Genomic DNA, 21840 nt, shown 5'->3' with positions numbered 1-21840 from the left:
GCGCTCACGCCTCCAACGTCTTCTCGGTGGGCAGGTCGTACACCGGGCACTCGGCGACGCCGACCGTGTCGCGGGTGATCGCCTCGACCGCGGCCTGTGTCGCCTCGGCGTCGTTGACCCAGTTCTTGTAGAAATCGAACGGACAGTCGGCAACCCCCTTGTCGCCGTCACCACCGGCCAGCACACCCGTGTACCCACGATGGAGCAGCTTGAACAGGTGGTTCTGCGACTGGTCGTACCTGCGCGCGTCCCGGATCGTCGACAGCGACAGCTGCGCGTACTGGATGCCATAGTCTTCTTCGCCGCATTCGCCGAGCGTCCGCCCGTCGAATCCGATGATCGAACTGTGCCCGAAATAGGTGTAGACGCCGTCCCATCCCGTCGCATTCGCAACCGCGACATAGCAGTTGTTCGCCCACGCCATCGCCTTGGCCATCAGGACCTGCTGGTCCTTGGCGGGATACATGTACCCCTGAGGCCGGACGATCAACTCGGCACCCTTCATCGCGCAATCACGCCAGATCTCCGGGTAGTTGCCGTCGTCGCAGATGATCAGCGAGATCTTCATCCCCTTGGGACCGTCGGTCACGTAGGTCTGACCACCGGGATACCAACCCTCGATAGGCGTCCACGGCAGTATCTTCCGGTACTTCTGCACGATCTCGCCCTCATCGTTGATGAGAACGAGGGTGTTGTAGGGCGGCTTGTTCGGATGATCCTCGTGGCGCTCACCCGTGATCGAGAAGACGCCCCAGGTGCGGGCATCGCGGCACGCCTGCGCGAAGATGTCGGTCTCGTCGCCCGGTATCGTCGCTGCCGTCGCATACATCTCGTCGTTGTCGTACATGATGCCCATCGTCGAGTACTCGGGGAACACAACCAGATCCATCCCCGGCAGACCGGTTTTCATACCCACCACCATGTCGGCGATCTTGCGCGCATTCTCGAGCACGTCGGCTCTGGTGTGCAGGCGGGGCATCTTGTAGTTCACCACCGCAACGCCGACGGTATCCGGGCTCGACGAGATGTCTCCGTGCCGCATAGTGCCTCCTCTGACCGCGCGGGTCTCGATTTTCTCTTCCAATTGGAAGTACTATCATCTCGAGCGTAGAACGGGGCCCGTTACCGAACAATTACGTCGACGTTCGTAGGTGGTTACCCACCAAGGATTATCGGACCGATACTGTCGGGCAACAGCGTGCAGGACATCCGAGCGTCTGGTTTCATTCGAAACAAATAGTCGGCACCATCGGCCGATGGAAGGGTGAGAACAGTGTCGGGATACCTCTCGCAGAAAGTCGACGATCTCAACTCCGGCCATCTCACCGGGGGACGCGCTCGGTCATTTCGCATGGGCCGCGCGACGTCTCCGGACCAGCTGTCGACGTCACTGCGTGCGGCCATCATCGGCCAGGACCACGCCATCGATGCCGTCGTACGCGGATTGACCATTGCCGCGGCAGGGATACGGGATCCGCACCGCCCGATCGCATCACTGCTCTTCGTCGGTCCGACAGGTGTCGGCAAGACCGAACTCGCGCGCAGACTGGCAGCCGAGATAGCGGGCGATCCCGACAGATTGTGCCGCATCGACATGAATTCCCTTGCCGCCGAACACTATGCCGCATCACTGTCCGGAGCACCGCCAGGGTACGCGGGCTCCAAGGAGCAGTTCACCCTCTTCGATCGAGAACTGGTGGAGGGCAATATCTCCCGCCCCGGAATCGTGCTGTTCGACGAGGTCGAAAAGGCCCACACCACCGTGCTTCGCTCCCTCCTGCAGATCCTCGACACCGGCACATTACGACTCGCCGCGGGTACGTCGAGTATCAGCTTCCGCAACTGCGTGGTGCTGCTGACCTCCAATCTCGGATCTGCAGAACTGGCAGCGAGCACACGTGCACCGTCACGCTCACCACTTCAGCGATTTCTGACCTGCAGCCGCCGAACTGCCGACCGCACAACGCGCTCCGACGGCGAGATCGTCGATCGGGCGGTCGAGGAGTTCTTCGACCCGGAGCTCTACAACCGTTTCGACGAGATCGTCCGATTCGCGCCACTCGACGAGGACAATGCGGGCCTCATCGTCGACCTCGAGCTCCGTCGGCTGACCGAAACCCTCACCAAACGCGGAATCTCTTGGCACTCAGATGATTCCGTTCGACACCACCTGCTCATGCACGGATTCGACAAGGCCTACGGCGCGCGCAATCTCAAGCGCGTGATCAGACGCGACCTGCACACGTCGGTGGCGAATGTGATCGTCGCACACGACGCAGAGGATGGGCCGCTGGAGATGACCAGCGTCGCCCGCCGCGGATCGATCATCACCACGCGGACATGACGACGAGCTCACGCCACGTGAATACGCTCGAGGACATCGAGATCGAGATGACGCGCAGCAGCCACGTAGACGTCCTGATCGGCCTGTCCCGCACCGAGCCGCAACGCACCTCGCGAACCGTCGATGGTGACTCCGACCGCAGCGGCCTCGAGCGCGGGGACCGTGAGCGAGCCGGCGCGCGTGGCGAGGTCACCGAGCACATTGATCGCTTCGTAGCACGACTGTCCGATGCTGTTGAGCGTAGGCGCCTCGACACCATGAAATCGGTGATACCGCGCAGCGAAGTCAAGGCTCGCGGCGGTGGCGAGCGAATCGAAATAGCCTGCCGCGGAGTACATGTTGGCGGTCGCCGTGGCGCCCATGGCAAGCACCTGGTTCTCTTCGAGAATCGGACTGAAGCGCAGCATGATCTCGTCGAGGCCACGCCGTGCGAATGCCCTTCCGAACCGGACGGCGTCGTCGCCGATCAGAAGTACGAGCGCCGCGTCGGGAGCATGCACCTCCAACCAGTCGAGCGTTTCGCTGAAATCCGACGTTCCGAGCGGTGTGAACGTGGAGCCGAGGTGCGACATCCCCGCACCGGTGAGGTGCGACTCGGCGCGCGCAGCGATCTGCCTCGGCCACACGTAGTCGTTGCCGACAACGCACCAGCTGTGCGCATCGACGTGGCGTCGCAGCCAATTGAGCGCCGGCAGTACCTGCGCTCCCGGCGACTCCCCGGTCATGAACAGGCCCGGTGTGCGAAACTCGCCTTCATGCAGTGCCGCATACACGTACGGCAGCTCTCCGCCGACACATCTGAGGATCTCTTTGCGCACCGCGGAGATGTGCCAACCGACAACAGCGTCGATCGCGCCGGCCCGCCACAACGCGACCACCTCGCGCGCGACGGCATCGGGACGTCGCCCGCCATCGACGACGACCAGCTCCACCTCGCGACCCAGAAGTCCGCCGGCACCACACAGTTCGGCCACTGCGAGGTCACCGCAGGCCTCGCACGACGGCCCGAAGATACCCGCCGACCCCTGCAGCGGCACCACGTAGGCGATGCGTATCGGCAACTCGCGCTGGGTCATGTGACTCCCCTGACATCCGCGATCGCGGACTGCATATGAGCCGTCAGACTACACGCGCACCGGCACACCAGCGCGCGAACGACGCTGAACTTCCGCTGCTCCTGCGGCTGCTCAGCGCGGCACGCACCGTCGAATCCGGAGTCGCGGAGGCGTTGTCGTCTGCCGGTATCACCACCGAACAGTGGCGTGTACTCAGTGTTCTGGAATCGAGCGGCGGACGTACGATGAGCGATCTCGCGCGCACAGCGGTGTTGCCGCCGGCCACCGCGACACGGATCGTCGACCAGCTCGTCTCGAACAGCCAGGTCTACCGTCGCGCGGACCCAGCGGATCGACGCCGGGTGGTCGTGCACCTGAGTGCCCGGGGTCGCCGCACGATCGCACCGGTACTCGACGCCGAGGCCGAACTCGAGCGTTCGGTGGCACAGGCACTGGGACCGCGCGGATACCTCAGCCTCGCAGCCGCACTCGACGTGATCGCACGCACGCGACCCGGCGACCACACCACACCTCAGGAAGCGGTCCCGGGACCCACGTCGCCTGCGTGATGGCACACCCGGTTTCCGCCGGCCCGTTTTGCGTCGTACATGGCGTGGTCAGCCAGCCTGATCACGTCGTCGAATCCGGTCGCCGTCATCAGGTGGCCCGCCGCGATGGTGACCGTGACGAGTCCGACACTCGCGGTGACACCGTGCGTGTTGGCGGTGATCGCGCGACCGACCGCACGTCCTCGTCGGAGTACGTCGTCATGCACGCCGACGGTCTCTGCGACAACGAACTCCTCGCCACCGAGTCGTGCGACCAACGTGCTCGCTCCCGCGCAGTCGGTGAGAGCTCGTGCCACCTCGGCGAGCGCAGCATCGCCTTCCTCGTGCCCGAAGGTGTCGTTGATGCGTTTGAAGTCGTCGAGGTCGATGAGTGCGACGAGCAGAATGTCTTGTGACCCCGCCCGATTCGCGATGAGGTCACCCGCTCGTGCGTAGAAGCCCCGACGATTGAGCAGGCCGGTGAGGGCGTCCGTATCGGAGTTGAGCGCATCCGGGCCTAGCCTCTCGAGCAGGAGTTGGCAGAGCACCGGAATCGCGGTGAAACTGCCGAGCAGCGCAAGTGATTTCGCGATCGCGAGCACCGCACCGTCGGCGACTCCGATTCGCACCGCCAGTACCGCCACGACCAGTACAGCGATGGTGAAGTTCACCACGAGAAGGCGTACCGAGTGGAAGATCCCGACGTAACCGCCGAGCACCCCGAACAGACCGCAGGCGGCGATCGCGGACATGTCGTCGCGCTCGATCAGGGCGCCGACCCCGATGCACACCGCAGCAGTGATCACGAACACCGTCGACCACCGTCGCGACGGCCAACTCCTGCGCAACCAGACAACCGACATCGCGACACACGCCACCACGACTCCTGCAGCGGCCCCACGGCGCCAGACGTCGTGGGAGGGGCCCGCAGGGCTGAACATCATGAGTAGTTCGACCATTCCGAACAAGAGCACGGCACCCGCGACGAGAAGTGCGGTTGGTCGCTGCCGCCCCCGAGTCGCCAGGTATGTGGAAAGCCATTCGTAATGGTCGGGTCCCGACCACCAGTTCGACACGAGCTCACGCGTCGTTCGTGAACCGTGGTCGGGCGCATCACCCGCATTCTCGCGCATTGCGGCAGTTCCTCCCCAGACACCGCTCTGTCAGTTCTCGCGAACCGCGACCCGCCCCCGCGTGTGGTCAACCGTCCGTGAGCAGGATGTCACGAATCACGCCGTCGGCGAGGAGCCTCCCCCGATCGGTCAAGACGTGTCGTTCCTCGTCGTCGCGCAGCAGGCCCGAGGCGCGTGCGCGGGCGGCAGCCTCGCTCTCGCCGTCGTTGAGCGCCTCCGACGGCAGCCCCTCGCGGCATCGGAGTGCGAGCATCACCTGTTCCTCGTGGCGGTCGGTCGCCGTCAGCGTCTCGGAGCCGTCCACAGGGAGGGCACCGGCTTGCAGACGCTGCGCGTAGCGCGAGGGGTGCTTGACGTTCCACCAGCGCACACCATTGACATGCGAATGTGCCCCAGGACCGATTCCCCACCAGTCGTCGCTGCGCCAGTAGCCCAGGTTGTGTCTGCACTCACCCGCGCCGGTCCGTGACCAGTTCGACACCTCGTACCAGTCGAACCCCGCCTCGTGCAGTCGCCGGTCGAGCAATACGTAACGGTCGGCGAGCACGTCGTCATCGGGCGCTGGGAGTTCGCCGCGTCGGATGCGTCGCGCCAGCGCGGTACCCTCCTCGACGATCAGCGCGTAGGCCGACACGTGGTCGACCGGCGTGTCGAGTACCGCGTCGATGCTCCTGTGCAGGTCGGTATCGGTCTCGCCGGGCGTGCCGTAGATGAGGTCGAGGTTGACGTGTTCGAAGCCCGCAGCCGAGGCCTCTCGCGCGGCTGCGATCGCTCGGCCGGGTGTGTGGGTCCGGTCGAGCGTCGCGAGCACGTGGGGCGCCGCCGACTGCATGCCGAGGGAGAGCCGGGTGAAGCCGGCCTCGAGAAGACCGTCGAAGAAGGCTGGCGACGTCGATTCCGGGTTGGATTCCGTTGTGATCTCGGCGTCGTCGGCGAGTTCGAAACGTGCGCGTACCGCGTCGAGCAGTCGACGCAGACCGTCCGCACCCAGTAGCGAAGGCGTCCCCCCTCCGACGAAGATCGTGGAGACGGGCCGTCGCGGATTCAGCAGCGCTGCAGCAGTGTCGAGTTCGCGATCCACCGCCGACTGCCATGATTCCGGCGACGACGACGAACCCAGCTCACCCGCGGTGTACGTGTTGAAATCGCAGTACCCGCAGCGAGTGGCACAGAAGGGTACGTGCAGATAGAGGCCGAACGCGGTGTCGGGATTCACTCGAGCACACGCATCGACGATCGCCTCGGTCACGGCCTCGGGCGCACCACCCACCTGGTCACTGCTCGTCTCGCCACGCACCCGTCCATGATGCGCGTCCCGGTCGCGGCGACCCCGCCTGGGGCGAGCCTGCCAGGCACTGACAACCGACGACGGCGCGGTGACCAACCGCAGCGATGCGTCGGACGACTTTGCCTCATCATGACGCAAAATATGTGCAAGTAGACGATGGGTGCCGTCGCGTGGCACTATGGATGGCGTGAATTTCCCCGGGGTGTGGCTCGCAGCACGACGCCACGTCGATTTCAAGCGCGTCTGCAGCGCTAGCTGTCGTCCCTAGACGACGACCGGCCCCGAGAGTTACCCGCGATCTGCGGGAATGCCGCGACGTCCCCGCGGAGCACCGCGAGTGTCGCCGGGCGAGGTTATCGCCCGCACGCCCACCGCATCCGCCCAGTCACAGCCCAGACCGCGCGACAGTCGGCGCCAGTGCGCCCGGCATCAGGAGACTTCATGACGTCCACGACAGACATCACGCCGAACAGCGGTGCCGGCTCGCCTGACGAGCGCCCCGCCCGCACGCCGCGCGCGCCGGGTGCCGATCGGCCCGCGCGCAAGCAGCGGCCCGCCAAGCGTCGCGCCGAGGGCCAGTGGAAGCTGGGCTACCGCGAGCCACTCAACTCCAACGAGCAGGTCAAGAAGGACGACAACCCGCTCAACGTGCGCGCGCGCATCGAGAACATCTACTCCAAGCAGGGCTTCGACTCCATCGACAAGCAAGATCTGCGCGGCCGTATGCGCTGGTGGGGTCTCTACACGCAGCGCGCGCAGGGTTACGACGGCACGTGGACCGGCGACGAGAACATCGACATCCTCGAAGACAGCCACTTCATGATGCGTATCCGCTGCGACGCGGGTGCACTCAACGTCGAGCAACTGCGCACGCTCGGGCAGATCTCCACCGAGTTCGCTCGCGACACCGCCGACCTGTCCGATCGCGAGAATGTCCAGTACCACTGGATTCGCATCGAGGACGTCCCGACGATCTGGGAGCGCATCGAAGGCGTAGGACTCAAGACCACCGAGGCATGCGGTGACTGCCCGCGCATCATCCTCGGGTCGCCCCTCGCGGGCGAGGCCGTCGATGAGGTCCTCGACCCGACCCCCGCTATCGACGAGATCGTGCGCCGTTACATCGGCGATCCGCAGTATTCCAACCTGCCCCGCAAGTTCAAGACGGCCATCTCGGGTCTGCAGGACGTCTCCCACGAGACCAACGACGTCGCCTTCATCGGTGTCGAGCATCCCGAACACGGTCCGGGTCTCGACCTCTGGGTCGGCGGCGGGCTGTCGACGAACCCGATGCTGGCGCAGCGTGTCGGCGCGTGGATTCCGCTCGACGAGGTCCCCGACGTGTGGGAGGCCGTGGTGTCGATCTTCCGCGACTACGGTTACCGCAGGCTCCGCGCCAAGGCACGCCTGAAGTTCCTGATCAAGGACTGGGGTATCGAGAAGTTCCGCCAGGTGCTCGAGGACGAGTACCTCGGCCGCAAACTCGTCGACGGCCCCGCGCCCGAGCCGCTGACGCAGCCGCGCGACCACGTCGGTGTGCAGAAGCTGAAGAACGGCCTGAACTCCGTGGGCTTCGCCGCGATCGCCGGCCGCGTCACCGGCACCAAGCTCACCGCCGTCGCCGACGCCGCCGAGCGCGTCGGCTCCGACCGCATCCGGTTCACGCCGTACCAGAAGCTGATCGTCCTCGACGTCCCCGACGACAAGGTCGAGGAGTTGATCGCCGATCTCGCGAAGCTCGGACTCGTCGCCCGCGCATCGAATTGGCGTCGAAACCTGATGGCCTGCAGCGGAATCGAGTTCTGCAAGCTCTCGTTCACCGAGACCCGCAAGCGGTCGCAGGTGCTTGTCCCGGAACTCGAGGAGCGTCTGGCCGACATCAACTCCACACTCGACGTCCCGATCACCGTGAACATCAACGGTTGCCCCAACTCCTGCGCGCGCTCGCAGATCGCCGACATCGGATTCAAGGGACAGCTCGTCGAGGACGGCGAGGGTGGGCAAACCGAGGGATTCCAGGTCCACCTGGGCGGCAGCCTGGGCCAGGACGCCGGGTTCGGCCGAAAACTACGCCAGCACAAGGTGACCTCACCCGAGCTCGGCGACTACATCGAGCGCGTGGTCCGCAACTTCGTCGACCAACGCGAAGAAGGTGAACGGTTCGCACAGTGGGCAGTGCGCGCCGACGAGGAGGCATTGCGATGACAACTACGACGCAGAACCGGACCGGGCGACGTTTCGGCGAGGAGGAGTTGCGCGCGATCGCCGAACGCGGCGCGGCGGAGTTCGGGCAGGACGCCGCCCCTGAAGATCTGTTGCGCTGGACGGCGGAGACATTCGGCGACAACTTCGTCGTTGCGTCGAACATGCAGGACGCCGCTCTGGTCGATCTGGCAGTCAAAAACGTCGACCGTGAACTCCTCGGCGGCGACCCGGTGAAGGTGTTGTTCCTCGACACCGGCTACCACTTCGCGGAGACCATCGGCACCCGCGACGCCGTCGAGCAGGTGTATGGGGTCGACCTGATCAATCTCACTCCCGAGCACACCGTCGCCGAGCAAGATGAACTGTTGGGCCGCAACCTGTTCGCCAGCAACCCCGGCGAGTGCTGCCGACTGCGCAAGGTCGTCCCGCTGAAGGCCGGTCTGCGTAACTACGACGCGTGGGTGACCGGTATCCGACGCGTCGAGGCCCCCACACGCGCCAACGCACCGCTCATCTCCTTCGACGAGGGTTTCGGCCTGGTCAAGATCAACCCGATCGCTGCCTGGTCCGACGAGCAGATGCAGGACTACATCGATGCCAACGGTGTGTTGGTCAATCCGCTTGTCGACGAGGGCTATCCGTCGATCGGCTGCGCACCGTGCACCGCGAAACCCGAACCCGGATCCGATCCGCGCAGTGGCCGGTGGGCCGGTCGCGCCAAGACAGAATGTGGGCTCCACGCATGACCATCATCGACACCTCAGCCAGCACAGGACGTGACGTGACCGAACCCGATGACTTCACCACCCTCGACGCGCTCGAGTCCGAAGCCATCCACATCTTCCGTGAGGTGGCGGGCGAGTTCGAACGGCCGGTGATCCTCTTCTCCGGCGGCAAGGATTCGACGGTGCTGCTGCACGTCGCGCTGAAGGCGTTCTGGCCTGCGCCCCTCCCCTTCTCGCTGCTGCATGTCGACACCGGGCACAACCTGCCAGAGGTGCTCGACTTCCGCGACCAGGTGGTCGAGCGACACAACCTCCGCCTGCACGTGGCGAAGGTCGAGGATTACCTTGCCGACGGTCGGCTGACCGAGCGGCCCGACGGTGTGCGCAACCCGCTGCAGACCATCCCGCTTCTCGATGCGATCACCGAGAACCGCTTCGACGCGGTCTTCGGCGGTGGCCGCCGCGACGAGGAGCGTTCGCGCGCGAAGGAGCGGATCTTCTCGCTGCGCAACGCGTTCGGACAGTGGGATCCGAAGCGCCAGCGTCCTGAGCTGTGGAACCTCTACAACGGTCGGCACGCCCCAGGCGAGCACGTCCGCGTGTTCCCGCTGTCGAACTGGACCGAACTCGACGTCTGGCGTTACATCACACGCGAACAGGTACTCCTCCCCCCGATCTACTACGCCCACGAGCGCGAGGTCTTCCAGCGCGATGGGATGTGGATGACGTCGGGCTCGTGGGGTGGCCCCCGCGAGGGCGAAGAGGTACAGCGCCTCTCGGTGCGCTACCGCACCGTGGGTGACGGTTCGACGACCGGCGCGGTGCTCTCCGACGCCGCCACCAATGAGGCGGTCCTCGCAGAGGTCGCCGCATCACGACTCACCGAACGCGGCGCGACCCGAGGCGACGACCGCGTCTCCGAAGCAGCCATGGAAGACCGCAAGCGCGAAGGATATTTCTGATGGCATCGACCACCCAGCACGTGCCCGACCTGCTTCGCATCGCCACGGCGGGCAGCGTCGACGACGGCAAGTCCACCCTCGTGGGACGTCTGCTCTACGACACGAAGTCCGTACTCGCCGACCAGATCGACGCCGTCACGAAGGCATCGGTCGATCGCGGCCTCGAAGGCCCCGACCTCTCGCTGCTCGTCGACGGTCTGCGCGCCGAACGCGAGCAGGGCATCACCATCGACGTCGCTTACCGCTACTTCGCCACTCCCGCACGGTCTTTCGTGCTCGCCGACACTCCCGGCCACGTCCAGTACACGCGAAACACCGTGTCCGGCGCCTCGACCGCCCAACTGGTGATGCTGCTCGTCGACGCCCGCAACGGCGTCGTCGCCCAGACGCGACGTCACGCAGCGGTCATGGCCCTGCTCGGTGTGCCGCAACTCGTGCTGGCAGTCAACAAGATCGACCTCGTCGACGACGCCGCGTCGGTCTTCGCGGAGATCTCGGCCGAGTTCGGCGAGCTGACCCGCACCCTCGGTTGGTCGCCCGAGCAGGTCACCGCGATCCCGGTGTCTGCTCTGCACGGCGACAACGTCGCCATTCGCTCCGAGAACACCCCGTTCTACGACGGTCCGACGCTCATCGAGCACCTCGAGACGGTCCCCAATGCAGTCGAGCGCCACGACGAGGTCGGGTTGCGCTTCCCGGTGCAGTACGTCATCCGTCCCCGCACGCCGGAGTACCCCGACTACCGCGGCTACGCCGGGCAGATCGCCGCGGGCCGCGTGTCGGTCGGCGACGAGGTCACGGTGCTGCCGTCGGGCGTGCGCACAACAGTGACGCAGATCGACACGGCCGACGGACAATTGGCGACTGCCCACACGGGCCGTAGCGTGACTCTTCTCCTCGCTGACGACGTCGACATCTCGCGCGGCGATCTGATCGCCGCGGTCGTCGACGCACCCGAACCGATCCAACAGTTCACCGCGACGGTGTGCTGGCTCGCCGAGAAGCCTCTGCGCCCCGGTGCTCGACTTCTCCTCAAGCACGGCACGAAGACCACCCAGGCGATCGTCGGCGGACTCGACGCGCTCTTCGATGAGCAGAACCTCTCACTCGTTGATGCCCCCGACACCGTCGAGCTCAACCAGATCGGCCGCATCACGGTGCAGACCGCAGAACCCATCCCAGCCGACGACTATCAGGTGAGCCGCGAGTCGGGCAGCTTCCTGCTGATCGACCCGCAGGGCGGTAACACCCTGGCAGCAGGCCTGGTCGGCGACGCGCTGTCGACGCTGCACCTCAAAGAGTTGGTGTGACCCCGACGCTGCTGCTCGTCGCGCACGGTAGCCGCGATCCCCGCTTCGGCGACACGGCGCGCCGCGTGCGTTCGGCGGTGGCACGGCGGCTTCCGGGGGTGTCGGTCCGTCTGGGTTTCCTGGATCTCGACACCCCGTCGGTCGCAGACGAGCTCGCGTCCGTTGCCGGCCACTGCGTGGTGGTCCCGCTGCTGTTGGCACCGGGTTACCACAGCAACGTCGACCTGCCTGCACTCGTCGACGAGCATCGTCGCGGAAGCGTGGTGACCACCGACGTCGTCGGTGCGTATCGACTGACCGATGCCCTCGCCGATCGTCTCGACGAGGCAGGCACACAACCTGGCGACGGCATCGTCGTGACAGCGGTCGGGTCGACCAATCCTGCTGCAGCTCAGGTGGTTCGACGCCGTGCCATCGAACTCTCGACCCGCCTGCACCGGCCGGTCGAGGTGGTGTTCGCCACCAGACTCGGTCCAGACGACATCATGCTGCGCAACGCGATTCGACGACTCCGTACCGCTGGTGCACACCGGATCGCGTTGAGTCCGTACTTCCTGTCCGCAGGCTTGCTGACGGAGCGAGTCGAAATCGCTCTCGATCGCGTGGTGTCCGACGCGGTGGTTGCCGGTCCGATCGGCACCCATCCCGCACTCGTCGATGCGGTGGCCGACTCCTATCGCAGCGCTGTCACCCGCCCGCCGCTCGCGCCGGTCATCTCGCAGTTCTGAAGGCTCTGTGCGGGCAGCTGCCCAGTCCAGCACTCACATCCCCGAGCGCGCCTCAGGCCTCCGACAGCGCGGGTACTTTCGTCGCTCGAGCGTAGATCGCCTCCCCGGGCTGCAGGTGCAGCGCGTTGGCATCGCCGCGAGTGATCTGTGCCTGGAACTCGTCACCGCTGGCTACCGCGATCAGCTCAACCCTCGTCTCGAATCCGAGGTTCACCACGCGCTGCACGGTCGCTTTGATGACGCCCGTGTCGAGCGACGCATCGGCGGCGGGAAGTGCGAGCTCAGGGTTGCGTCCGATACGAATGTCGTGCGGGCGAACGAGTTCTCCGTTGAGCCGTACCGTCGAACCGAGGAACGATGCCACGAAGGGATTGACCGGACGATCGTAGAGGTCGTCGGGTGCGCCGATCTGCTCGATCCTGCCCTTGTTCAGGACGGCGATCCGGTCGCTCACGTCGAGAGCCTCCTGCTGGTCATGTGTCACCAGAACCGTGGTCACCTGCATGTCCTCATGTAAGCGGCGCAGCCACTTTCGGAGATCCTCACGCACCTTGGCGTCGAGAGCGCCGAAGGGCTCGTCGAGCAGCAGCACCTTGGGGTCGACGGCCAGGGCGCGGGCAAGTGCCATGCGCTGGCGCTGGCCACCGGAAAGCTGTGCGGGAAAACGCTTCTGGAAGACGGTCAGTCCGACGATGTCGAGCAACTCGTCGACCTTGGCGTCGATGTCCTTCTTCGAGCGCTTACGGATCTTCAGACCGAACGCGATGTTGTCCCGGACGGTGAGGTGCTTGAATGCCGCGTAGTGCTGGAACACGAAGCCGATGTCACGCTTCTGGGGTGAAGCACCCGACACGTCGTCGCCGTTGATGACGATCGTTCCCGAGTCGAGGTCGTCGAGTCCCGCGATCGCCCGCAGCAACGTCGACTTCCCGCTGCCCGACGGGCCGAGCAGCGATGTCAACGATCCGGCCGGGATCTCGATCGACACGTCGTCGAGCGCTGCGAAGTCGCCGTATCGTTTGTTGGCACCTACCACCGAGATGGACATGTCAGACTCTTTCTTTCTGGTGAAGCACCTGCTGTGAATCGATGTTCTCGGGCGCATACGGCGGGGTCAGATGGATGTCGTCCGGCTCCGTGTCGTCACTGGTGGTGGCGCTCGCCTCGGCATACCGGTTCCGGGCACGACGATCGACGAACGACATCGCCACCAGAACGAGGACGGCCACGAGCATCAGCAGTGTCGCGGCGGCGTAGGCGCCGTACTCGTTGTAGTCGTCGGTGTAGCGCGAATGCACCAGAAGCGTCAGCGTCTGAGAGATACCCGGATAGTTCGACGACACCATCGTCACCGCGCCGTACTCACCGAGGGCACGGGCGACGGTCAGCACGATGCCGTAGGTGAGCCCCCAGCGGATCGCCGGAAGGGTGATGCGCCAGAACGTCTGCCACCCGCTCGCGCCGAGGGTCGCCGCTGCCTGTTCCTGCTCGGTGCCGATCTCGCGGAGCACCGGCTCCACTTCTCGTGCGACGAACGGAAGTGTCACGAACAGCGTTGCCAACACGAGGCCGGGGAATCCGAAGATCACCCGGAAGCCGAGACTCTCCACGCCTCCGAACCAGCCGCCGTAGCCCCACAGCAGGATCAGGGCGACACCCGCGACGACCGGCGACACCGCGAACGGGAGATCGACGACGGCCTGCAGAAACCCCTTGCCGGGAAAGCGTCCACGGGCAAGCGCGAGCGCGATGATGATGCCGAAGATGACATTCAGCGGCACGACGATGACGACGATCAGCACGCTCAGCTGCAGCGCCGAGATGGCCGCTGGGGTGGTGATCCAGTCCCAGAACTGTCCGAGGCCGTGCTCGAACGAACGCCAGAAGATGAGGGCGACCGGAACGATCAACAGGACGAAGAGGTAGATGAGTGCGATGGCGCGCAGCCCGTAGCGGGTTTTCGCCGACAGTTTCATCGGTCCAGTTCCTCACGCTTGGTCTGGCGCCGACCGACGATCCGCAGCACGAGGAGTGCAACGAAGGCGATCAGCAGGAGAACGACCGAGATGGCGGCGGCGTTGACCGGTTCATCGATCTCGATCTGCTGCTGGATGTATTGGGAGGCCACCTGTGTCTTCCCGGGGATGTTTCCGCCGATGAGAACGACCGAACCGAACTCGCCGATCGCCCTCGTGAAGGCAAGCCCCGCTCCGGTGAGGATGGCGGGCAGTAGAGCCGGGAGCACGATCTTGCGGAAGATGATCCCGTTGTTCGCTCCGAGCACCGCGGCAGCTTCTTCGACGTCGGTGTCGAGTTCGATGAGCACCGGCTGGACCTGACGAACCACGAACGGCAGGGTGACGAAGGTCAGCGCGACAATCAACGCAGGCTTGGTCGCGGAGAGATGAATGGCGACCGGGCTGTTGGGGCCGTACAGCGAGAGCAGCACCAGACTGGCCACGATGGTCGGCAGCGCGAACGGAAGGTCGATGATCGCGTTGACGAAGCCCTTGCCGCGGAAGTCATCTCGCACCAGCACCCAGGCGATGATCGTTCCGAAGACCACGTTGATCGCGGCTGCAACAACCGAAACGAGCACCGTGATCCCGATCGCGTCGAGCGCGTTCTTGGTGGTCACCGCGTCCCAGAAGCCGCTCCACCCATTGTCGAACGACTGCACGGTGATGGCGGCCAACGGCAGCAGCACGATGATGCTCAGCCACAGCCACGCCGTACCGATCGCCGCCGGGCTGACTCCCGCGAATGTTCGCGACCGTCCGAGAAAGCCCTTCGGCGGCTGCGAACTCGACGACGGCGAGGCCTGAGCGGACGCGCTCTCGTTGGCCACCTCTCCCGCGGCGGTCACTGCTTACTGCCTTCGTTGTAGATCTTGGTGATCGCACCCTTGGTGCCGAACAGAGCGTTGTCCACGGCTTTCCACCCCTTCAAGTCCTTGCCCTTGTTCTCGGCGGCGGTGCCTTTACCCAGGGTCTTCCCGAGCTCGTCGATTGTCCAGAGTTTCGTGATGTCGCCGGGGAAGAGATTCTTCGTCGTGGCGATCACCGACGGTGCGACCGGGCGGAACCCCTGCTCGGCCCAGATCCGCTGGGCTTCATCGGTGAACAGGTAGTCGACGAATGCTTTCGCCGCGGGCAGATCTTTCGAGGTGTTGACGATTGCCACGGGGTTCTCGATCTTGAACGTCTGCGGCGGAATCAAGTACTCGACCTGCGATCCCTGCGCGGCACCGGCGTTCTTGCGTTGCAGCATGATCGCCTCGTTCTCGTAGCTGATCAGCACGTCGCCCTGGCCCTGTTGGAAAGTCGTCGTCGCCTCACGTCCCGATTTGGGGCGCACTGTCACGTGGTTGTGCACCAGGTCGCTGACGTAGTCGAGGCCCGCCTGGGGGTTGGTTCCGCCCTCACTCTTCGCCGCGTACGGAGCGAGAAGGTTCCATTTCGCCGACCCAGAACTCCCGGGGTCCGGGGTGATCACCTGAACTCCGGGCTTGAGGAGGTCGTTCCAGTCGTGGATGTTCTTGGGGTTTCCCTTGCGCACCACGAGCGCGACGACCGAGCCGAACGGGGTGCTGTTGTGCGGTTCGGCCTTCTTCCAGTCCTCGTCGACGAGCCCCGCCTTCACCAGACGCGTGATGTCGGGTTCCACCGAGAAGTTGACGACATCAGCGGGTACGTGACGGGCAACCTTGCGCGACTGGTCACCCGAGGCCCCGTACGACGCCGAGAAACCGATGTCGGCGCCCCCGGTGGTCGCGCGGAATGCGGGAATGATCTTGTCGAACCCCGGTTTCGGGGTCGCGTACGCCACAAGGTCGAGGTGACGGCTGCCGCTCGAGATGTCGTCACCACCCGGTGTGTCGGTCGAGCCGCCACCACAACCGGCGACCAGTGCAACGGTCAACGCCAGCAGGCACGCCACAACCGGGACACGCCTTCTGCGGGCCAGACTTGGACTCACGGATCCTCCACCACGATTCCCGGCATCGCGGGACTTCGCGGCCGGAGCAGAATCACGCTAGCAACGCCGAGCACATGCCCCAAAGACGACAGCGATGGCTCTGCAGTGGTGGTTGACGACTCAGCGTGTCAGTAGCCAGGCCAGAACAACGAGAACGACGAGCGCGATCAGCGCCCAGGTCACCCGTGACTTGATCACCGCGGTCACAGCCCCTTTCCGTCGTCGTCGGCGAACCGTCGACGATCAAACACGGTCATCACGGCTTCCACCAGCACATTCAGGATCAATGCGATCCCTATTGCGACCGGGATCACGACCACGAGGGTGACCAGAAGCTGCGGAACGAACGACAGTCCTGTCAGCCACTCCTCGACGGAATCCCACCACGCGAGGAAGCTGTCCATACCTGTCACCTCGTTCCGGCCCGGACTCTGCCGAGTTTTGTTCAGTGTGATTCGAATTCCGGGTCGAACTGGCGATCGTCGTCAGTTCGGACCCCCGGGATGAGCTCGAGCGCCGCACACGAGCGGCCCTGCCATGGTATCGAAAACGTTTACTCGGCTACCGGCCGCTCCCCGCCCCGACCAGCGAACCCTCGGCGCCGACCGATCAGTCCAACCGCCACGACTCGTACGCGCGCGGATCGCCGATCGGCTCCATGTGAATGCTGACACGCAAGTGATCCAGTGCGGCGTGTAACTCGTCCTCGACGCGCTCGGCCAGGTCGTGGCCGCGCTCCACCGACCACCCACCCGGAACCAGCATGTGCATCTGCACGAACCGCTCGTGGCCTGCTTCCCGCGTGCGCAGATCGTGGAACTGCACCTCCTCGGAGCGGAATCGATCGAGCACGTGGTTGATCGTGGCGAGGTCGTCGGCGGGCAGGGCGGCGTCGAGTAGCCCGTCACCGGAACGCCAGATGAGGCGACCGCCGACGACGAGAATGTTGACGGCGACGAGAATCGCCACGATCGAGTCCAGCGGCAGCCAGCCCGTGACTGCGACCAGGAACACGCCCACGATCACTCCGACCGTCGTCCAGACGTCGGTGAGTAGGTGCTTACCGTCGGCCTCCAGGGTCATCGAGCGGTGGCGTCTGCCTGCGCGCAGCAAGATCATCGCCACGCCGCCGTTGAGGACGGTTGCGGCGACCGAGATCGCGAGACCGATCCCGACCGACTCCAGTTCGGCCGGGTGCATCAGACGATCGACGGCAGCGGCGATGATCGCGACCGCCGCGGCCACGATCAGAACGCCCTCGAACACCGCCGAGAAGTACTCGGCCTTCGCGTGTCCGAAATTGTGTTCGGCGTCCGCGGGTTTGGCGACGACACGCAGCGCAAAGAAGGCCGCGACGGCCGCCACGAGATTGACCAGCGACTCCAGCGCGTCCGACAGCAAGCCAACCGAGCCGCTGACGCGCCAGGCGATCAACTTCATCACGATCACCACGATCGCCGTGGCGATACTCAGCAATGCGTAGCGAGTGAGGTCGGGCCGACTGCCCGATTCGGTTGCCATTACCTCATCTCACCACGACGTCACGGTTCACTGCGCTTGCCGCGCTGTCCTGTTGGGTTCAGCTCGCAGCCATCAGCCCGCGCCGACGCATCAGCGGCTCGACCTCCGGCTTGCGTCCGATCAGCTTCTCGTGCGCCACGAGCGGATCGACGCTGTCGCCCCGCGACAACGTCATCGTTGCGAACCTCGCCCCGTTCTCTCGGCGTAGCCCGCCCTCGGCGAGGAACCACTGCTCGGTCTCGGCATCGAGCACCTCCGACCAGATGTAGGAGTAGTAGCCGGCCGAGTAGCCGCCGCCGAAGATGTGGTTGAAGTACGCGGTCCGATACCGCGGAGGAATCAGCTCCGAACCGATACCCGCTTCGCGCAATGCGTTGGCCTCGAAGGCCTCGACGTCGTCGACCTCGTCAGCCTGTGCGGTGGACAGCCGATGCCAGGCGAGGTCGAGCACCGAGGCAGCCAGATACTCGATGGTCCCGTGCGCCGTGTCGGCACCGGCATTGGCGCGTGCCGCCTCGGCGAGTTCCGACGGGATCGGTGCACCGGTCTCGTGATGCCGCGCGTAATGGGCCAGGACGTCGGGATGCAACGCCCACATCTCGTTGACCTGCGACGGGAATTCGACGAAGTCGCGCGGCACCGAGGTCCCCGACTGCGACGGATAGTCGACCGCGGAGAGCAAGCCGTGCAGCGCGTGACCGAACTCGTGAAACAGGGTCGTGAGTTGATCGATGCTGAGCAGCGCAGGCGATCCCTCGTCGGGCTTGGGCACATTGAGTACGTTCACGATGATCGGTTGCGATGAGAGCACTGTGGATTGATCGACGATGTTGTTCATCCACGCCCCACCGCGCTTGGAGGGCCGTGCGAAGTAGTCGCCGAGGAACAAGCCGATGCTGGTTCCCTGCTCGTCGAACACCTCCCAGATCCGAACGTCGGGATGGTAGGCGTGGAGGTCAGGCCGCTCGCGAAAGGTCAAGCCGTACAACTGCTCCGCTGCGTAGAACACGCCATCGGAGATCACGGTGTCGAGTTCGCAGTAGTCGGCGAAACCGTCGAGATCGATCTCCGACGACGATTTGCGTTGCCGGGCAAGCCAATAGGTGTAATCAGAAGCGGTGATCTCGGCGTCGGGATCGTCCGCGTGCGCGAATTCGGTCAGGGAGGCCAGTTCGGCGCTGCCTGCTCGCGTGGCGGCTGTGATCAACTCGCCGAGCAAGTCGTCGACAGCCGCCGGATCGGGGGCTGTCTGCTCGGCGATGACGTACTCGGCGTGATCGCGGTACCCCAGCAGCTCGGCTCGCCGCGCGCGCAGCCTGACGATCTCGAGGACGGTATCGCGCGTGTCGAACTCGTTGCCGCGCGAGCACCGATCGACCGAGGCGTCGAACACGCGTCGTCTCGTCGCGGCGTCGTGTATCTCGCTGACCACCGACTGGCTGGTCGGCAACTCGAGGCTCAGCAGGTATCCGGAATCGTGGCCCGCATCGGCAGCGGCGCGCCGGGCGGACGCGATCGCGCCACGTGACATGCCCTGCACGTCGGCCTCGTCGGAAACCAACACCGCCGAGGCGTTGGTGTCATCGAGGACCATCTGCGAGAAAGTGGTCGTCAGATACGCCAGCCGCGACGAGATGGCGCGCATCTCCTCCTGTCCGGCGTCGTCGAGTCCCGCGCCCGCACGAACGGCCTCGCGGTACCGCGTATCGAGGAGGCGACGTTGTGGTTCGGTGAGATCGAGGTCGTCGGCCTGCGAATGCAATGTCGAAATACGCGCGAAGAGTTGAGGATTCATCGCGATCGCGTTCGCGTGATCGGTGAGCAGCGTCGAGAGTTCCTGGGAGATCTCGTTGCGCTTCGGGTTGGTGTCGGGGCCGACCAGATTGAAGAAGATGCCCGATGCGCGCGCGAGGTCACGCCCGGAGAGCTCCAACGCCTCGATGGTGTTGGCGAATGTCGGCGCGTCCGGATCGTCGGCGATCTTCTCGACTTCGGCGCGCTGCGAACTCATGGCCTCGCGAAAAGCGGGCAGAAAGTCGTCGTCGGAGATCGACGCGAAGTCCGGTAAACCGTGTGGCAGATCGCTGTGTGCGAGAACGGGATTCACATCGCTTGTACCCATGACCTCACTTACCCTTCGGTTTATCGCCCGCCGAGTCTGTGGAGAGGGCGGCGACGAATGCCTCTTGCGGAACGTCGACACGACCGATGGTCTTCATCCGCTTCTTGCCTTCCTTCTGCTTCTCGAGCAGCTTGCGCTTACGACTGATGTCGCCGCCGTAGCACTTCGCGAGGACGTCCTTGCGGATCGCCCGGATGTTCTCGCGCGCAATGATCTTTGATCCGATGGCAGCCTGGATCGGCACCTCGAACTGCTGACGCGGGATGAGCTCCTTGAGCTTGGTGGCCATCTTGTTGCCGTAGGTGAAGGCCGCGTCGCGGTGCACGATCGCACTGAATGCGTCGACCGCCTCGCCCTGCAGCAGGATGTCGACCTTGACCAGATCGGCCTCCTGCTCGCCTGCCTCCTCATAGTCGAGGCTCGCGTAACCACGAGTGCGCGACTTCAGCGAGTCGAAGAAGTCGAAGATGATCTCGGCCATCGGCATCGTGTAGCGCATTTCCACGCGCGTTTCCGAGAGGTAGTCCATGCCGCCGAGCTCGCCGCGTCGCGACTGACACAACTCCATGATCGCGCCGATGAACTCGCTCGGTGCGATGATCGTCGTCTTCACGATCGGCTCGTAGATGTGGCGCGTCTTGCCCTCGGGCCAGTCGGAGGGATTGGTGACGATCTGTTCGGTGCCGTCCTCCATGACGACGCGGTAGACGACGTTGGGCGCCGTGGAGATCAGGTTCAGGTCGAACTCGCGCTCAAGACGCTCCCTCGTGATCTCCATGTGCAGTAGACCGAGGAAACCGCAGCGGAAGCCGAATCCGAGGGCGACCGAGGTCTCCGGTTCGTAGGTGAGCGCGGCGTCGTTGAGCTGGAGCTTGTCGAGAGCGTCGCGCAGTACCGGATAGTCGGAGCCGTCGACCGGGTAAAGGCCCGAATAGACCATCGGGCGGGGTTCGCGGTAGCCGGTCAACGGTTCGGTGGCACCGTTACGCGCGGTCGTGACCGTATCGCCGACCTTCGACTGCCGAACGTCCTTCACACCGGTGATGAGGTACCCCACCTCCCCCACGCCGAGCCCCTTGGTCGGCTTGGGCTCAGGCGAGACAATGCCGACCTCGAGTAGCTCGTGTGTGGCCCCGGTCGACATCATGGCGATCTTCTCGCGCGGCACGATCTTGCCGTCGACGACGCGCACGTAGGTGACGACGCCGCGATAGGTGTCGTACACCGAGTCGAAGATCATGGCTCGGGCGGGAGCGTCGGGGTCGCCCTGCGGCGCGGGCACCTGCTTGATGATCTCGTCGAGCAGTTCGGTGACGCCGACACCGGTCTTACCCGACACCCGCAACACGTCCTCGGGCTCACAGCCGATGATGTGCGCGATCTCGTCTGCATAGCGGTCAGGGTCGGCAGCAGGGAGATCGATCTTGTTCAGCACCGGGATGATGGTCAGGTCCTTGTCCATCGCCAGGTACAGGTTGGCAAGGGTCTGCGCCTCGATGCCCTGCGCGGCGTCGACAAGGAGCACAGCCCCTTCGCACGCCTCGAGCGCACGCGACACCTCGTAGGTGAAGTCGACGTGGCCCGGCGTGTCGATGAGGTGCAGCACGTAGTCGGTCTGCGGTCCGTCAGGGCCGTCGGACTTCCACGGCAGCCGGACGTTCTGTGCCTTGATGGTGATGCCGCGCTCACGCTCGATGTCCATGCGATCGAGGTACTGAGCGCGCATGTCTCGCTCCGCGACCACGCCCGTGAGCTGCAACATCCGGTCGGCCAGGGTCGATTTGCCGTGGTCGATGTGCGCGATGATGCAAAAGTTCCGGATCCGTGCGGGATCGGTGAACGTGGTGTCGGCGAAGGTGGGAATCGAACTGCTCCTACAGGTACGCACCCGTGCTCGAGGTGCGATGCGGATGTGGTCGTC

At 64.9% G+C, this 21840-nt stretch carries 19 protein-coding genes; 7 read left to right on the top strand and 12 right to left on the bottom strand.

Annotated elements, in window-relative coordinates; translation table 11 throughout:
* Nucleotides 1–4: 4 nt before the first annotated feature.
* Nucleotides 5–1042 carry an aliphatic amidase gene (locus GOACH_RS22560; RefSeq protein ID WP_005180536.1) on the bottom strand — a complete coding sequence of 346 codons (1038 nt, stop codon included), beginning with the start codon at nucleotides 1040–1042 and terminating at the stop codon, nucleotides 5–7.
* A 231-nt stretch (nucleotides 1043–1273) separates the two neighbouring features.
* Between GOACH_RS22560 and GOACH_RS22555 the strand changes: the two genes are divergently transcribed.
* Complete coding sequence (locus GOACH_RS22555; RefSeq protein ID WP_005180535.1) at nucleotides 1274–2344, top strand: AAA family ATPase; 1071 nt, start codon at nucleotides 1274–1276, stop codon at nucleotides 2342–2344.
* Nucleotides 2345–2352: 8 nt separating this feature from the next.
* Here GOACH_RS22555 and GOACH_RS22550 read toward each other — a convergent pair whose 3' ends face one another.
* The gene (locus GOACH_RS22550) at nucleotides 2353–3420 is read right to left on the bottom strand and encodes a substrate-binding domain-containing protein (RefSeq protein ID WP_005180531.1); all 1068 of its coding nucleotides are present in this window, start codon (nucleotides 3418–3420) and stop codon (nucleotides 2353–2355) included.
* A 35-nt stretch (nucleotides 3421–3455) separates the two neighbouring features.
* Between GOACH_RS22550 and GOACH_RS22545 the strand changes: the two genes are divergently transcribed.
* Entirely contained in the window at nucleotides 3456–3968 is a 513-nt protein-coding gene (locus GOACH_RS22545; RefSeq protein ID WP_005180528.1) for a MarR family winged helix-turn-helix transcriptional regulator, read from the top strand.
* Here the strand turns inward: GOACH_RS22545 and GOACH_RS22540 are convergent.
* Both GOACH_RS22540 and hemW read right to left on the bottom strand, forming a co-directional pair.
* Nucleotides 3932–5080, bottom strand: coding sequence for a GGDEF domain-containing protein (locus GOACH_RS22540; protein ID WP_005180525.1), 1149 nt, complete (start codon nucleotides 5078–5080; stop codon nucleotides 3932–3934). The genes GOACH_RS22545 and GOACH_RS22540 overlap by 37 nt on opposite strands.
* Before the next feature lie 67 nt (nucleotides 5081–5147).
* Nucleotides 5148–6377 (bottom strand): radical SAM family heme chaperone HemW, encoded by a 1230-nt coding sequence (hemW, locus tag GOACH_RS22535; protein WP_373279127.1) that lies wholly within the window; start codon nucleotides 6375–6377, stop codon nucleotides 5148–5150.
* 432 nt (nucleotides 6378–6809) lie between these two features.
* On the opposite strand from hemW, the gene GOACH_RS22530 reads away from it, so the two are divergent.
* From GOACH_RS22530 to GOACH_RS22510, 5 genes are read left to right on the top strand one after another with little or no spacing between them, the layout of a single operon-like run.
* On the top strand, nucleotides 6810–8573 hold the full coding sequence (locus GOACH_RS22530) for a nitrite/sulfite reductase (RefSeq protein ID WP_005180522.1): 1764 nt from the start codon (nucleotides 6810–6812) through the stop codon (nucleotides 8571–8573).
* Complete coding sequence (locus GOACH_RS22525) at nucleotides 8570–9319, top strand: phosphoadenylyl-sulfate reductase (RefSeq protein ID WP_005180520.1); 750 nt, start codon at nucleotides 8570–8572, stop codon at nucleotides 9317–9319. The genes GOACH_RS22530 and GOACH_RS22525 overlap by 4 nt, the downstream gene beginning before the upstream one ends.
* Entirely contained in the window at nucleotides 9316–10260 is a 945-nt protein-coding gene (gene cysD, locus GOACH_RS22520; RefSeq protein WP_005180517.1) for a sulfate adenylyltransferase subunit CysD, read from the top strand. The genes GOACH_RS22525 and cysD overlap by 4 nt, the downstream gene beginning before the upstream one ends.
* Complete coding sequence (locus tag GOACH_RS22515; RefSeq protein ID WP_005180512.1) at nucleotides 10260–11570, top strand: sulfate adenylyltransferase subunit 1; 1311 nt, start codon at nucleotides 10260–10262, stop codon at nucleotides 11568–11570. The genes cysD and GOACH_RS22515 overlap by 1 nt, the downstream gene beginning before the upstream one ends.
* Nucleotides 11567–12298: a sirohydrochlorin chelatase gene (locus GOACH_RS22510; protein ID WP_005180509.1), complete on the top strand. Its 732-nt coding sequence runs from the start codon at nucleotides 11567–11569 to the stop codon at nucleotides 12296–12298. The genes GOACH_RS22515 and GOACH_RS22510 overlap by 4 nt, the downstream gene beginning before the upstream one ends.
* A 52-nt stretch (nucleotides 12299–12350) precedes the next feature.
* On the opposite strand, the gene GOACH_RS22505 is transcribed toward GOACH_RS22510, so the two are convergent.
* The 8 genes from GOACH_RS22505 to lepA form a co-directional block, all read right to left on the bottom strand.
* The gene (locus GOACH_RS22505) at nucleotides 12351–13346 is read right to left on the bottom strand and encodes a sulfate/molybdate ABC transporter ATP-binding protein (RefSeq protein WP_005180508.1); all 996 of its coding nucleotides are present in this window, start codon (nucleotides 13344–13346) and stop codon (nucleotides 12351–12353) included.
* Nucleotide 13347: 1 nt separating this feature from the next.
* The gene (gene cysW / locus GOACH_RS22500; RefSeq protein ID WP_005180507.1) at nucleotides 13348–14274 is read right to left on the bottom strand and encodes a sulfate ABC transporter permease subunit CysW; all 927 of its coding nucleotides are present in this window, start codon (nucleotides 14272–14274) and stop codon (nucleotides 13348–13350) included.
* Nucleotides 14271–15164, bottom strand: coding sequence for a sulfate ABC transporter permease subunit CysT (gene cysT / locus GOACH_RS22495; RefSeq protein WP_005180506.1), 894 nt, complete (start codon nucleotides 15162–15164; stop codon nucleotides 14271–14273). The genes cysW and cysT overlap by 4 nt, the downstream gene beginning before the upstream one ends.
* Entirely contained in the window at nucleotides 15161–16237 is a 1077-nt protein-coding gene (locus tag GOACH_RS22490) for a sulfate ABC transporter substrate-binding protein (RefSeq protein WP_005180504.1), read from the bottom strand. The genes cysT and GOACH_RS22490 overlap by 4 nt, the downstream gene beginning before the upstream one ends.
* A 242-nt stretch (nucleotides 16238–16479) precedes the next feature.
* The gene (locus GOACH_RS22485) at nucleotides 16480–16680 is read right to left on the bottom strand and encodes a hypothetical protein (protein ID WP_005180502.1); all 201 of its coding nucleotides are present in this window, start codon (nucleotides 16678–16680) and stop codon (nucleotides 16480–16482) included.
* 205 nt (nucleotides 16681–16885) lie between these two features.
* On the bottom strand, nucleotides 16886–17797 hold the full coding sequence (locus GOACH_RS22480) for a cation diffusion facilitator family transporter (RefSeq protein ID WP_005180501.1): 912 nt from the start codon (nucleotides 17795–17797) through the stop codon (nucleotides 16886–16888).
* A 58-nt stretch (nucleotides 17798–17855) separates the two neighbouring features.
* The gene (locus GOACH_RS22475) at nucleotides 17856–19919 is read right to left on the bottom strand and encodes a M3 family metallopeptidase (protein WP_005180499.1); all 2064 of its coding nucleotides are present in this window, start codon (nucleotides 19917–19919) and stop codon (nucleotides 17856–17858) included.
* 4 nt (nucleotides 19920–19923) lie between these two features.
* On the bottom strand, nucleotides 19924–21807 hold the full coding sequence (gene lepA / locus GOACH_RS22470; protein WP_005180497.1) for a translation elongation factor 4: 1884 nt from the start codon (nucleotides 21805–21807) through the stop codon (nucleotides 19924–19926).
* Between the last annotated feature and the right edge of the window lie 33 nt (nucleotides 21808–21840).

Source organism: Gordonia aichiensis NBRC 108223 (genome assembly GCF_000332975.1).
GTDB lineage: Bacteria > Actinomycetota > Actinomycetes > Mycobacteriales > Mycobacteriaceae > Gordonia > Gordonia aichiensis.
This window is presented reverse-complemented; position numbering and strand designations above follow the sequence as displayed.

Bases quoted from the DNA above. Each gene is read 5' to 3' on its own strand.
- GOACH_RS22560 (WP_005180536.1), bottom strand. From the start codon at position 1,042: ATGCGGCACGGAGACATCTCGTCGAGCCCGGATACCGTCGGCGTTGCG.
- GOACH_RS22550 (WP_005180531.1), bottom strand. From the start codon at position 3,420: ATGACCCAGCGCGAGTTGCCGATACGCATCGCCTACGTGGTGCCGCTG.
- GOACH_RS22545 (WP_005180528.1), top strand. From the start codon at position 3,456: ATGAGCCGTCAGACTACACGCGCACCGGCACACCAGCGCGCGAACGAC.
- GOACH_RS22540 (WP_005180525.1), bottom strand. From the start codon at position 5,080: ATGCGCGAGAATGCGGGTGATGCGCCCGACCACGGTTCACGAACGACG.
- GOACH_RS22530 (WP_005180522.1), top strand. From the start codon at position 6,810: ATGACGTCCACGACAGACATCACGCCGAACAGCGGTGCCGGCTCGCCT.
- GOACH_RS22525 (WP_005180520.1), top strand. From the start codon at position 8,570: ATGACAACTACGACGCAGAACCGGACCGGGCGACGTTTCGGCGAGGAG.
- cysD (WP_005180517.1), top strand. From the start codon at position 9,316: ATGACCATCATCGACACCTCAGCCAGCACAGGACGTGACGTGACCGAA.
- GOACH_RS22515 (WP_005180512.1), top strand. From the start codon at position 10,260: ATGGCATCGACCACCCAGCACGTGCCCGACCTGCTTCGCATCGCCACG.
- GOACH_RS22505 (WP_005180508.1), bottom strand. From the start codon at position 13,346: ATGTCCATCTCGGTGGTAGGTGCCAACAAACGATACGGCGACTTCGCA.
- cysW (WP_005180507.1), bottom strand. From the start codon at position 14,274: ATGAAACTGTCGGCGAAAACCCGCTACGGGCTGCGCGCCATCGCACTC.
- GOACH_RS22485 (WP_005180502.1), bottom strand. From the start codon at position 16,680: ATGGACAGCTTCCTCGCGTGGTGGGATTCCGTCGAGGAGTGGCTGACA.
- GOACH_RS22480 (WP_005180501.1), bottom strand. From the start codon at position 17,797: ATGGCAACCGAATCGGGCAGTCGGCCCGACCTCACTCGCTACGCATTG.
- GOACH_RS22475 (WP_005180499.1), bottom strand. From the start codon at position 19,919: ATGGGTACAAGCGATGTGAATCCCGTTCTCGCACACAGCGATCTGCCA.